The 11450-nt window shown below is 54.1% G+C and carries 13 protein-coding genes and 1 tRNA gene; 3 read left to right on the top strand and 11 right to left on the bottom strand.

Going from position 1 to position 11450, the window contains the following annotated elements:
- The first annotated feature begins 181 nt into the window (after nt 1–181).
- Nucleotides 182–263: transfer RNA gene (locus JO972_RS03100), tRNA-Leu, on the top strand.
- Nucleotides 264–266: 3 nt separating this feature from the next.
- Here the strand turns inward: JO972_RS03100 and JO972_RS03095 are convergent.
- The 6 genes from JO972_RS03095 to JO972_RS03070 all read right to left on the bottom strand — a co-directional run bounded on the left by JO972_RS03095 (nt 267) and on the right by JO972_RS03070 (nt 5512).
- Nucleotides 267–1070 carry an HAD family hydrolase gene (locus tag JO972_RS03095; protein WP_309488534.1) on the bottom strand — a complete coding sequence of 268 codons (804 nt, stop codon included), beginning with the start codon at nt 1068–1070 and terminating at the stop codon, nt 267–269.
- 68 nt (nt 1071–1138) lie between these two features.
- Complete coding sequence (locus JO972_RS03090; protein WP_309488533.1) at nt 1139–2341, bottom strand: OmpA family protein; 1203 nt, start codon at nt 2339–2341, stop codon at nt 1139–1141.
- Nucleotides 2342–2404: 63 nt separating this feature from the next.
- The gene (locus tag JO972_RS03085) at nt 2405–3208 is read right to left on the bottom strand and encodes a M90 family metallopeptidase (protein WP_309488532.1); all 804 of its coding nucleotides are present in this window, start codon (nt 3206–3208) and stop codon (nt 2405–2407) included.
- On the bottom strand, nt 3205–3996 hold the full coding sequence (gene hisA, locus JO972_RS03080) for a phosphoribosylformimino-5-aminoimidazole carboxamide ribotide isomerase (protein ID WP_309488531.1): 792 nt from the start codon (nt 3994–3996) through the stop codon (nt 3205–3207). Before hisA ends, JO972_RS03085 begins: the two co-directional genes overlap by 4 nt.
- A 59-nt stretch (nt 3997–4055) precedes the next feature.
- Complete coding sequence (gene aat / locus JO972_RS03075; protein WP_309488530.1) at nt 4056–4631, bottom strand: leucyl/phenylalanyl-tRNA--protein transferase; 576 nt, start codon at nt 4629–4631, stop codon at nt 4056–4058.
- Between the two features lie 107 nt (nt 4632–4738).
- Entirely contained in the window at nt 4739–5512 is a 774-nt protein-coding gene (locus JO972_RS03070; RefSeq protein WP_309488529.1) for a hypothetical protein, read from the bottom strand.
- Nucleotides 5513–5636: 124 nt separating this feature from the next.
- Between JO972_RS03070 and rplI the strand changes: the two genes are divergently transcribed.
- Both rplI and JO972_RS03060 read left to right on the top strand, forming a co-directional pair.
- Nucleotides 5637–6110 carry a 50S ribosomal protein L9 gene (gene rplI / locus JO972_RS03065; protein ID WP_309488528.1) on the top strand — a complete coding sequence of 158 codons (474 nt, stop codon included), beginning with the start codon at nt 5637–5639 and terminating at the stop codon, nt 6108–6110.
- A 110-nt stretch (nt 6111–6220) separates the two neighbouring features.
- A complete protein-coding gene (locus tag JO972_RS03060) occupies nt 6221–6826 on the top strand; it encodes a flavin reductase family protein (RefSeq protein ID WP_309488527.1) in 606 nt (201 codons plus the stop codon).
- Between the two features lie 5 nt (nt 6827–6831).
- Here JO972_RS03060 and JO972_RS03055 read toward each other — a convergent pair whose 3' ends face one another.
- The 5 genes from JO972_RS03055 to JO972_RS03035 all read right to left on the bottom strand — a co-directional run bounded on the left by JO972_RS03055 (nt 6832) and on the right by JO972_RS03035 (nt 11354).
- Nucleotides 6832–7701 carry an alpha/beta fold hydrolase gene (locus tag JO972_RS03055; protein ID WP_309488526.1) on the bottom strand — a complete coding sequence of 290 codons (870 nt, stop codon included), beginning with the start codon at nt 7699–7701 and terminating at the stop codon, nt 6832–6834.
- Between the two features lie 7 nt (nt 7702–7708).
- Nucleotides 7709–8548 (bottom strand): transglutaminase family protein, encoded by an 840-nt coding sequence (locus JO972_RS03050; protein WP_309488525.1) that lies wholly within the window; start codon nt 8546–8548, stop codon nt 7709–7711.
- 135 nt (nt 8549–8683) lie between these two features.
- On the bottom strand, nt 8684–9643 hold the full coding sequence (locus JO972_RS03045) for a S1C family serine protease (RefSeq protein ID WP_309488524.1): 960 nt from the start codon (nt 9641–9643) through the stop codon (nt 8684–8686).
- A 257-nt stretch (nt 9644–9900) separates the two neighbouring features.
- Entirely contained in the window at nt 9901–10665 is a 765-nt protein-coding gene (locus JO972_RS03040) for a hypothetical protein (RefSeq protein WP_309488523.1), read from the bottom strand.
- A gap of 44 nt (nt 10666–10709) precedes the next feature.
- Nucleotides 10710–11354 carry an RNA polymerase sigma factor gene (locus tag JO972_RS03035; RefSeq protein ID WP_309488522.1) on the bottom strand — a complete coding sequence of 215 codons (645 nt, stop codon included), beginning with the start codon at nt 11352–11354 and terminating at the stop codon, nt 10710–10712.
- Between the last annotated feature and the right edge of the window lie 96 nt (nt 11355–11450).

Here is an 11450-nt window from a genome sequence, read left to right as displayed (position 1 = left end):
TTCCATTGGTGACTCTTCTTTCCAGGGCATGATCGCCCATTCCAGTGTCACCTATGTCCTCAGTCAATGTGTAACCTATGTGCTCGGTTCATACCCCCTACCACCGGCGCGCCATCTTTTTTTGCTCCGCCACTTGACATTTTTCGGGATTTGATCAGATTCACGCCCGTCTCAATCACAGGCCGGTGTGGTGGAATTGGTAGACACGCGGGATTCAAAATCCCGTTTCTTCGGAAGTGCGGGTTCGATTCCCGCCGCCGGTATTTTTACTGTGATTTTGAGAACGTAGCCTGCAGGGCCTCGATGACTCCCTGCCCTGCCATTCCTTGCGCTAGGTAGCCACCATGATCGGCCACCCGTTGTTTGACCTCCAAGCAGGCATTTGCCGGGCAAGCAATGTGCGCTGCGAGACTGACATCCAACATATCGAGATCATTGTGGCTGTCGCCAATGGCAAAGGTTTTTGCCGCCGGGACACCGGAAAGTCGACCCACCTCGGCCAGCGCGCTGCCCTTGTGATAATGCTGGTGACTGAAACGCAGGTAAATCCCATTGCGTTGGTAGCCTAACAACGGAGTCTCCAGCAATTGCTGCTCGAGCCAGTGCACGATTAAATTCATCTCCTCCACCGTGGAGGCCACGATCCCTGCGGGCTCGCCCTCCTGCTGCCCCCAGACGGCTGCGGTCTCCTGCTCCACCCACTGCTGCATGCGTTTCATCGCCCGGCGATGCTTGCGGAAGAGTTTCTTGTGATCTTTCTCGCAGCACTTGTTCCAAGCGCTCACAGGAAGCCATCGACCAAAGTTGTTCGGAGTGTAAATTTCCCGCTCACGGGCGATGATGAAGTCAGGAAGAAATGGAAAGGCAGACTCCGAGAGCCCCTGCATCGTCTGCATCAGTGAGCGTCCGGTGTTGATTCCCCAGAGCGATTGGTGACTTTCGCGCAGCTGCTGCATCAGCTGAAAAAACTCAACCGGCGTGGGTGGACGGTCGTCCGGATTCACCAAGGTGCCGTCAAAATCAAAGGCCAAGAGATAGGCTGGCTTCTCTACGGGAGGGAGAGTTTTCAAAACAAAAACGTCGAACTAGCTGGTCTCACTAATAAACTAACAAACAAACACACGGCAAGCGACGCACCTTACTCCTCCACCGGAATAGCACGGGGTGGTGCAGGGTCTTCCGGCACAATTTGCGCGCGGTTGGTGGATGGTTCCGGCTCGGGTTCGACAATGGCTTTCGGTGGTTTGGGTTTCACGGGCGGTGTTGACTCGGCCACGGAGGGTTTTGGTTTCTTGGGCTTCACCAGCACCGGCTTTTCCGGATGGCCTTTGCGCATTTTAATTTCCACCCGTCGGTTCGGTGCCTGCTGTTCTGCGGTTCCCTCTTTCACCAGCGGTTGGCTTTTTCCAAATCCACGCACCGCGATCTGATCCTCGCTGAGTTCCATCGAGTGAACCAGCCAGTGTTTCACGGCATTGGCCCGGGCTCTGGAAAGTTTCAAGTTCGACTCCTGGCCACCGATGAGATCGGTGTGGCCGTCTAACCAACAAACCAGGTTTGGGTGTTTATAAATCAGCATGGCCACCTTCATCAGGCTGACCTTGGCGCTCTCTTTGAGTTCGGCGCTATTGAATTCGAAAAGAAGGTCACTGCCGATCAGCGCCTTGGTGGTCAGCAGTGAGTTGCCATCCATATTCGCCATTTGATCCAAGGTGGTGAAGCCTTTGAGTAAACCATCCTCGGCCTCGCCGCCGGCCCCTTTCCTGAGTGTCTCGGTGTAGGCATCCGGATCATATTTCTCCGCCATGCGCGAGCCGGGATCGACAGCCACCTGGCTATCGTCGGCACGCGGGAAAAAGTCTTCGGTCTTGCCCATCTCGGGCAGCTCCGGATCGAAGACCGTGGCTTTCATGGGCTCCTTGGTCTCGCCCTCCAGCTCACCGATGGCGGCGGAGCTGATTTTTGGCACCTGGATGGTTTCGATGTCAGGTTTGATATCGATTTCCATTTCCGGCAAATTTTCCAGAATATCGAGTTCATCGGCCGGCGGCACCACCGCGACAGGCTCCTCGATCTCCGGCTGTTCGGGAGGAGTGACCTCCGGGCGTGCGTCCTGAGTATCCACCGGGTTCACGCGGATGACCTCGGTGCGGATTTCTTTTTTCTGCACAAATTCAGGCAGAATCACATCGATGCGGCTCAGGCCGAGCAAGACAATGACGTGCAGCGCCACCGCAAAGACAATCGCGATGATGACCCACTTGCCCTGGCCCTCGTTCTCGGGAAGCCGGTAGGAGGACGAGCCCATGTTACCGCCATTCCAGCTGTATTCTTCCTGCATCCCGTTCATTTTAGCGTATCCTACGGAAATGGCAACCGAGGGTTTTCAAGCGATGACGCGCGGTTACAGCCACTCGATCGGATCGACTCGGTAGTATTGCTGCAGCTGTTGATAAAGATCAGGATAAGCTTTTTGAAGCTGTTTGGGTTTCTCGTAAAAGGTCTCGGTGGCGACGGCAAAAAACTCCGCCGGATTGGTGGCTCCGTAGGGGTCCAGAGTGGTGCGCTTCCCCTTATCCAAGCGTTTCTGAAAACGCTCGAAAGCCCGACTAAATACCTGCGCCCACTCACGGTAGCTGCCAGCGCCGTGCAGCTCCGGCACGCCATCGCCAGCGCCATCGACCTGATCCAGCTGGTGCGCGAACTCGTGTAGGGTAACATTCGAGCCATCTTCTTCGTTTTTGCCACCGGCCACCACGCTGTCCCAAGCCAGCACAATGCTCCCTGAGTTCCAGCTCTCACCGAGCCTGACATCGTGGTCGCCGTGTTCGTTACGCGCTTTGTAGGCAGATGGATAGAGCAGGATACTGCGCAGTTTACGGTAGAAATCATGTTTGCGGTTCACCAGCAACAGGCAGGCCTCGGCAGCAATCACGCGGCGCATGTGATCGCTGACCTGCTCCATACCACCGCAGGCCTCGAACGATTTTTCATCGAGAAAAACATGGATCAAGCCCTCTAACTCATCGCGCAAATCATTAGGTAAGCGAGCAAAGGTGGGAAAATCCTGAATCAACTCGCGCCGATCCGCCTCGCTGAGACGCTGAGACATCAATTTCGCGCGACGGGACTTCCTGACTACGCCTACCACAAAGAAAAACAGGAATACCGCGCCGATAGCTAACAGCAGGATGGTGATCCCATTCATGGCGTTTCGGGGCTCCGTTGATTCCACGCCAAGAGTTCCTCGAACGTCACGCCGCTGCCGCCAAAAATATCCAGAGCACTCCCAACGGTGACATCGAGGTGGCCGCCGCTTTTTTCCTGAACCAATTGCAGATCCTCCATTCCGGCCACGCCTCCAGCATAGGTCATCGGGATCCCCGCCCAACCGCCCAAGAGCTCGACGAGGTCTCCATCGATTCCTTGGCAGAGGCCCTCCACGTCGGCGGCATGGATGAGGTATTCGCCACACCACTCGGCCAAGGTTTCCAAAGTAGCCGAAGTGATATCAAGGTTCGTCAATGTCTGCCAACGATTCATCGCCACGGTCCACCCGGCTTCTCCGGCCTGCTTGGTGCTGCGACAGCTGAGATCCACCACGATGTTTTCGCGCCCCACTTCTTTGGCCAGCTCACGCAAGCGGTCTTCACGGAAGCGGCCGTCCTGATCGAAGAGCCAGGAGGTCACAATCACCTCTGATGCTCCGGCCTCGAGCCATTCGGCTGCGTTCGTGATGTTGATCCCTCCACCAATCTGCATGCCACCTGGCCATGCGGACAAGGCTTCGCGTGCGGCAGCGCTGTTGCCAGCCCCCAGCTGGATAACATGGCCACCGGTCAGTTGGGCGTCCCGGTATAACTCGGCGAACCAAGCCGGCTGGCGGTCCGAAACGAAATTCTCTTTGGGCCCCTCGGCAGAATCTGTGAGAGTGCCACCGACGATTTGTTTAACCTGACCATCGTGGAGGTCAATGCATGGGCGAAAACGAGTCATAGTGTGGAGATAGGTGGATCGACGCTGAATGTCAGCTAGCAAAAGATAGACAGCCAGATCTAATAGGTAATGGAATCATCTGCAAGTGCCTCGGCAAGTAATTTCAAATACTCCTCCCGAGGGATTTCCAGTCCGCCGAATTGGCGCAGGTGATCGGTCATCCACTGGGTATCTAACAAGGTATACTCATGCTGGCGCATCCAATCCACCAGATACACCAAAGCAATCTTACTGGCGTCGGTTTTCCGAGAGAACATGCTCTCACCAAAAAACGCCTTCCCCAGCCCAACTCCATAGAGTCCGCCCTGCAAACCATCTTCATCGAAACACTCCACCGAGTGAGCAAAGCCCAGCTCATGAAGCTCAAGGTAACTATTGACGATAACCTCATCAATCCACGTTTCACGTCGTTGGGAACAGCCGTCCATCACTTCGCTAAAACACGTATTTGTGCGAATTTCGAAAGGCTTCTTTTTGATACTCCGCTTCAGCCCATGAGGGATATGAAATCGATCGTCCAAAGGGATGATTCCGCGCATCACTGGTGAGAACCAGTAAATATCGCCATCTTCAGCCATAGGGAAGACCCCTTCAGTGTAGGCTCCGAGAAGGATATGCGCGGGTATTTGATGCATGGGAGAGGGTGAACAGGGGTCCTCCACCATGCTCGTCGACTGGAGTATAGTCAACGTTTAAAACACTCGTCAGCCTACCTCATCCAGTAAGCTGCGACTTGGATCGACTACTGACCGCCCTGCATACCAAGCGTCATATCGAGTGGCACCGTGAGCGTTTCATGATCGGACCAGAGATCGACTTCGATTTTCAAAATCGCCGACGCCTTTTCCAGTTGATAACTTTTCGTCACGGTCTTGCGGCCAAAACCACCCATGCTTGACCAGCCACCTGGTTTTGACTCGATCAATTTTCCGGCCTCATCGTAGAAGCGGATAGCGGCCAGTTCGGGAATATCCCTCTTCCACTTGAGCGATACCTCCATCGCGTGCTTCCCATTTTTCGGCTTACCGATCTCGCTGACCTCGCATTTAAAATCATCGGAAAACGTTAACTTATCGCCCTTTTTCAGCTCGCGAGGGCCACTGATTTTAGTATCTGTCTCAGATGCGGTGGTGAAGATCAACTGTCCGCTCAGTTTAAGATCTTTGTTCGCGCCTTGGGGAAGTTTATCGGAGCTCACCTCGATGCGCATGGTTTTGCCATCCTTGCTGGTCTTGTTCCAGAAACCGAATCCGCCCCCCAAATTCTGATCGCCATAGAGGATGGACGCCTTGGATTTATCTTTATCAAAGGAAATGATGCTCTTGTCGTCGCTCTTCACCCCTACGGTGACGTAGACCCCTTCTTTGGAGTTGTAGGTGGAAAATCCATCGAACTCGTCGGACAGGGAGGCCCAGACAATCTTCATCCCTGCGGGGGCTAGCGTCAGATCTGCTTGTGCAGGAAGCACGGAGAGGGTCGCCAAACTGGCGGCGGCAAACAAATGTTGAAATTTCATGTTTGCCACGGTATCGATGCGATGCAGGCTGCGCAATATCGAAATCGAGTGGAAATCCTGCTTGACTCGGTGCACGATCAGCCCTATTTCCTGCGCTCCCGCTACTCAAACAAAGCAATTTCCCATGGCCACTACAGAAGTTATTCTCCGCGAAAAAATTGGCAACCTCGGCGCTGAAGCCGACGTTGTGACCGTCAAAGCAGGCTACGCCCGCAATTTCCTCGTCCCACAGGGCAAGGCATACGAAGCCAGCAAAGCCAACCTCAAGCACCTTGAGTCTCTGAAAGCCCAGCGTGTGAAGCGCGAAGCTGAAGAGTTCCAAGTTGCCCAAGACGTGGCAGCCAAAATCAAGAAGCTCAAGCTTGAGTTCACTCTTGAGACTGGTCAAGGCGGCAAGGCATTCGGTTCTGTCACCAGCATCGACATCCACAAGCAACTTTCCGACAAAGGCATCGAAATCGATCGCCACGCTCTCCTCCTCGAAGGACCAATCAAGACTGGTGGTAAGCAAGACATCGAAGTCAAGCTCCACAGCGAAGTCACCACCAAGCTTAAAATCGACGTCAAAGTCGAAGGTGAAGAAGAAGCGGCTGAGTAAGGTCATTTCCCATACTTTCCAAAACCCTTCCCCCTGTTCTCAGGGTGAAGGGTTTTTTTATTTGTCTGATTTCCACTTGGTTCGTCATCGTTGCGGCTTAAGTTTTTGGCATGCCAAGTATTGAACTCGATCCTCTCGGACAGCATGCCGACCGTGCTTACTCGCTGCTCACCGCCATCGTCACCCCGCGTCCCATTGCCTGGGTCACCACCATCGACGACGATGGACGGGTTAATGCCGCACCGTTCTCATTTTTCAACGTCTTCGGCACCAAACCTTCCCTCCTCGCCTTTGCACCAGGAAACAAGGAACCTGGTGTGCCGAAGGACACCGCCAGAAACATCCGTCACAACGGTGAGTTTGTGGTGCATATGGTCGATCGCTCCGTGGCCGATGCCATGGTGAGCACAGCCGCCCCCCTGCCCTTCGGAAAAAGCGAACTCGAAGGCAGCGGGCTAACCTTGGCAGACAGCGCCACTGTCAGCGTGCCTCGCATTGTCGAAGCCCCGGCTGCCTTGGAATGCAAAGAGCACAGCACTGTGGAGATTGGTGGCAATCGACTTGTCATCGGCATCATCCAGCGCATCCACATGCAGGAAAACATGATGCAGAGCGATCCTCTGCGGGTCGATCGCGAGAACTACCACCCGATTGGTCGGATGGCCTCTCCGGACTGGTATTGCGGCACCGAAGAGCAGTTTGAGATCCCTCGCTAGGCCAATCACCCCAGTCGGGGCTCCACCTCATCGAGCCATTGGTCGAGAGTGGCAAACAAGCGCTCTCTACCAGTGCCTGCGAAGGGCTCGTGCAGCATCCCTTGTATCTCGCGGTAATGTTTATTCTCGCTCGGCAGCTGCTCGAAAAACTCACGGGCAAATTGCACCGGGCAAACCGGGTCCTCTGACCCCTGAGTGAGCAGCAGATTGGTGGCTTTGGCGATATTTCCCACCTCAGCCTCCAACATCTCGGCGGTCTGAAGCAGAAACAGCCCCCATCCAATCGAGGTCCTACGATGCCAGAGAGCATTTTTGGGTTGCTCGGCGATGGCTTTTTCTTCGTCCAACTCGTTATTGATCCGGCACATCTCCGGCGTCACGCCCGTGGAGATGGTGAGCGAAGGCATTAATGGCGTCAGCATCCCGACCCATTTGCGGAATGCTTTGGACCGACCGTTTCCAGGACGTAGCAGCGGCGATGATAGCCAGCTGAAGCTAGGCTCTGGCAGTAAACCTTTTCCCGCGAGAACCAGATGTCGGGCTGCTAACAGCCCACCCATCGAATGCCCCATTACTCCATGAGGTAGGTCACCCATCGACTCCAAGGTCTGCTGGATGATGGAGTCGAGAAAACCCTCGTCGCCACAATCGCCACGCCTTCCTGGACTTCTGCCATGGCCAGGAAGATCTGTAACGATGCAACGGATGCCTCGGCGCGTGAAGGAACCTAACACCGCGGTGTAACGTTCGGCATAATCGCCCTGCCCGTGATAGAACATCGCAGCGGCACGGACTGGCACATCAGCATCCGGGTGCATCACCAGCCGATTCAAATCATGCCCGTGAATCCGCACTCGCTGAGTTTCAACTTTCATCCAGCAATTAGGCTTTCAGGGTTTCGATCAACGCCTTGAAGAGGCCGGCATCTTCATGCCTGCCAGAGCCGCTGAGCGTCTTGTGAATCTCGGTGAGGTAGCGGAGCAGGATCAAACCCAAGTGGCCGGGAGAACTCACCGCCTCGCGTGCCTTGAGCGACAGTTCCGGGTATTTCTCCAGCAGGGTTTCCGCTTCAAAGCGTCTACCACGATGAAAGCAATCGACCAAATACAACACCCCGTCTTCCTCAATGCGCGTTAGGAAATGACCGGGGTAATTGCAGCCATCCACCTCGGCGCCGAGGCGATGCCCGACGAGCATGAACAACAGACCGAGACTGATTGGATTTCCCTGATGACTCTCCATCACTCGGCAGAGGTCGAAATGCGTCTCCGCCGCCGTCTTGCTTTTGACTCCGGAAAATCGGCCATTGGCAAACAACCAGATGCGTAACTCATCGGCAGTAGGAGCCACCAATTCTGCGCGAATCTCATCGGCGAGCATGTCTAGGCTATCGGTGAGAGAAGGTCGCAGGGTAATCCCATCGTGCAGAAAATCGGAGAGTTGCCTGAGTGACGACTCGAAACCTTCCCAATCATCCTCCAGTGCACTGAAACCTCCGCTCGGAACCAGCCACTCGTCTCTGAGGGTTTCGCGTCGGCCAGGCTCTAACAAACGAACCAAACGTTTTTTCCCACCGTTTGGAACTTGGATGCCCAAGGCTGCTAGGTCGTGACTAATATCGCCACCGAACTCTGAAAACTGCTCACGAATCACCGGCCGCACGGCGGGATCCCGGTCATCCAAAAGACGGATGAGAAAAGGAAGATCACTGGTGGATGACATGCTTTTCATTTTAGCGCAGAAGTCTGTGTCCGACCAATGATTATTGTCGTAAATGTCGCCTCCACGAGGATGAAAAAAGCCCCCGCTGGGAGGCGGAGGCTTTGGAGAGGATACGTGATTATTCAGTAAGTTGATTTACTCGTCCACATCGTCGAGATCGATAGCTGGTGGTAGTGCAAACCCACCGGGATCAATACGCAGTCGCATGCCTTTGCCTTTGAAGTCCATATCCACACGCTTTACGCGATCGCTGATATCGTCTGGGACGGCGGCCTTGTCCTGCTCGGTTTCGTAAGGACCTTCGAAAGTCGTCTTTCCGTTCTTATCGCGGACGATGACCTCCTTCTTTCCGTTAGTCGTTTTCAGCGTCACGCTGCCTTGATCATCTTGGATGGTGACAGAGGCATTGCCGACGATTTGAACGCCGCCTTCCAGCATTTTTTGCGGGGCGAAGGGAACGTCACCGTTCATTCCCAACTGACCACGGAACAGCTTGAACTGCTTCAGCATTTCCGCCTCCAAACGTTTGCGATCGCCCTCGGGGATATTACCACCCATACCTTGCAGCATTTTCTGCAAGTCCATGGCACCGCCCGGCAGCACAGCGCGACCGATACGTGGCATTTCAGTGCGTTCACCCAGCTTGATTTTCTTCTCACTGGCTTTGCCTTGATGGATCAACTTCACGATGACTTCATCACCCGGTTGATGCGCGAGAATAGCGGCACGAAGATCATCCTGGCTGCTGATTTTACGGTCGTTCAGAGCCGTAACCACATCGTGCACCTCAACACCGGCCTTCGCAGCGGCAGAGTCTGGGATAACGTGATAAATGGTGAGACCTTCGCCATCAGCCAGCCCCAAGTGAGACGCCAAGGTTTCTGATACTTGATGACCACCCACGCCAAGCATGGCCATTTTTTTGGCAGGCTTAGCCGCCTTTGGTTGAATAGTTGCACCCGCTTTGACTTTAGGAGCGTCTTTGGAATCTTGATCCGCGGGTTTTTCAAGTGCGGAGACAGGAAGGAGTGCTGCCATCGAGGCGGCGCCTACCAACGTCTGCACGCATTTTGATAGATTACGGTTTGTTTTCATGGGTTCTGATTGGGTTCAATGAGATCACAGGGATCGGGTTAATCTGGTAAAGAATCAGATATTGAAAACCTTAGCCAACAGGCAGGTAACATCATCATCTTGTGCTACTCATGCAGCGTTTAAGGAGAGTTTTTTTGTCTTAAAAATTTGCTCCAGGAAGGTTCTTTAAAATGGATCCAACGAGTAAGCAAAGCACCTCTAACACCTATCGACCAAACTCGGCTGATGTCAAAAAACAATCGGATAACAAACGACTGTTAGTTCGTCTTAACAGGAATGAGCATGTACTGCACTCCGGGGCGATCGATCTGAATTTCACGACCGTCTTCATCGATCAATTTGACTCGGTCGACATATTCGATCCGGATACTGCGGTGAGGCACATTATCGCGGGTAATCATCACTCCGGCATCAATGGTATTGGTAATGTCATGGCTCAGTGAGCCTGGCTCTACCCAAGCCTCGCGAGGAGCGGTGCTGACATCCACCGAGTGTAAGTTCCCCGAATCAATCACAGGGGAAGCTTTCGGTGTGGGTGCGAGATCTGCCGCGGAACCAGCATCAGCGATGACGGCATTGGCGGCAGGCTGGTTCATGTGAGGCATCACCAAGGCGGCGGCGGCACCCAGCAGGGCGACAGCAGCAGCAGCGGCATACATACCGTAGCTGCTCGATTTCCTGCGCATCGGCACGATGGTTTCGGCAGCCGGCTCGGAGAGAGGTTCGTCATGGTCACCGAATGGCACCAGCTTTTCTTCAAGTGGCACATACTCATGCCAGCGATCCATGGCTTCGGCCATGCGGGTGACCAAATCAGCACTCATGCCTGCGGGGGCAAGCTGGCCGAGATGGGATTCCAAACTTTGCAGTTCCTCGTCATGCTTTTCTTCAATGGCAGCATGCATGGCATCTTCCACACGCAGTGTCGTTTCAACAGAAAGGGAGCAAGGAACGAGAGCGGCAAGCTGCGCCTCGAGCTCGAGGAGCTCGGCATCAAGTATGGATTCAATGTGGTCTGACATAGCTAGGCAGGGGGTGTGAGATAGGAGAGGAAATGGGGAGAGGGTTATAGGTCTTCGTTTTGGCGTGCGCCCTCGAGGCTTTTTCTCAAGCGTTCGAGTCCGTAGCGATACCGAGACGCCACTGTGTTTAGCGAAACTCCAAGAATTTCACCAATTTCGGCAAATGTATTTTCGCCCCAGATTTTCATGACAATGACTTCGGAGAATTTGGTCGGTAGTTTCTTAAGTCCTTCTTCGAGAAGCTGGCGGGTTTCATCATTGGATCCGTCACCATCAAACCAAGGGTCAATGACGCCTCCGGTTTCACCCCGGCGGTCGGCTTCTGATTTTTCCTCACGTTTGGAGCGACGATCATTTTTGCGGCCCAAGTCAATCGAGAGTCTCCGGATGGTGGTGTAGAGGTAGGGTTTCCAAGCCTCCTGTCCACCATCGAACACGCCTTCATCGATCTTGCGTGCGAGTTTCACCAAGGCATCTTGAAAGACATCCTCGGCATCCTCGGAACTTCGCGTTTGCTGTCGGGCAAAAAGCAACAGGCGTGACCCGTTTTCACGTAACCAAGCGTCCCACGCGTAGCCCTCCGTGGTGGAGTGCTGGCGTTTCCCATCGGCATCAATGGACGCTCCTTGGGGAAGATTGGAAATACTGGCAGTGGCTTGAGTCACAGACTTGTTGTTTTCAGTATCCATAGCGTCGCATTGATTCGGAATTGTTCAAGTGGAGGCAGAAAATTAAACACAATCGGCGGCGATGGCGCGAGGTTCGAATCGGTAAATTTTATCATA

It is taken from the genome of Oceaniferula flava (assembly GCF_016811075.1).
GTDB classification, from domain to species: Bacteria; Verrucomicrobiota; Verrucomicrobiia; order Verrucomicrobiales; family Akkermansiaceae; genus Oceaniferula; species Oceaniferula flava.
This window is presented reverse-complemented; position numbering and strand designations above follow the sequence as displayed.

What these genes read in the sequence shown, in the direction of transcription:
- JO972_RS03090 (WP_309488533.1), bottom strand. Translation starts at nt 2,341, where the DNA reads ATGCAGGAAGAATACAGCTGGAATGGCGGTAACATGGGCTCGTCCTCC.
- JO972_RS03085 (WP_309488532.1), bottom strand. Translation starts at nt 3,208, where the DNA reads ATGAATGGGATCACCATCCTGCTGTTAGCTATCGGCGCGGTATTCCTG.
- hisA (WP_309488531.1), bottom strand. Translation starts at nt 3,996, where the DNA reads ATGACTCGTTTTCGCCCATGCATTGACCTCCACGATGGTCAGGTTAAA.
- aat (WP_309488530.1), bottom strand. Translation starts at nt 4,631, where the DNA reads ATGCATCAAATACCCGCGCATATCCTTCTCGGAGCCTACACTGAAGGG.
- JO972_RS03070 (WP_309488529.1), bottom strand. Translation starts at nt 5,512, where the DNA reads ATGAAATTTCAACATTTGTTTGCCGCCGCCAGTTTGGCGACCCTCTCC.
- rplI (WP_309488528.1), top strand. Translation starts at nt 5,637, where the DNA reads ATGGCCACTACAGAAGTTATTCTCCGCGAAAAAATTGGCAACCTCGGC.
- JO972_RS03060 (WP_309488527.1), top strand. Translation starts at nt 6,221, where the DNA reads ATGCCAAGTATTGAACTCGATCCTCTCGGACAGCATGCCGACCGTGCT.
- JO972_RS03055 (WP_309488526.1), bottom strand. Translation starts at nt 7,701, where the DNA reads ATGAAAGTTGAAACTCAGCGAGTGCGGATTCACGGGCATGATTTGAAT.
- JO972_RS03050 (WP_309488525.1), bottom strand. Translation starts at nt 8,548, where the DNA reads ATGTCATCCACCAGTGATCTTCCTTTTCTCATCCGTCTTTTGGATGAC.
- JO972_RS03045 (WP_309488524.1), bottom strand. Translation starts at nt 9,643, where the DNA reads ATGAAAACAAACCGTAATCTATCAAAATGCGTGCAGACGTTGGTAGGC.
- JO972_RS03040 (WP_309488523.1), bottom strand. Translation starts at nt 10,665, where the DNA reads ATGTCAGACCACATTGAATCCATACTTGATGCCGAGCTCCTCGAGCTC.
- JO972_RS03035 (WP_309488522.1), bottom strand. Translation starts at nt 11,354, where the DNA reads ATGGATACTGAAAACAACAAGTCTGTGACTCAAGCCACTGCCAGTATT.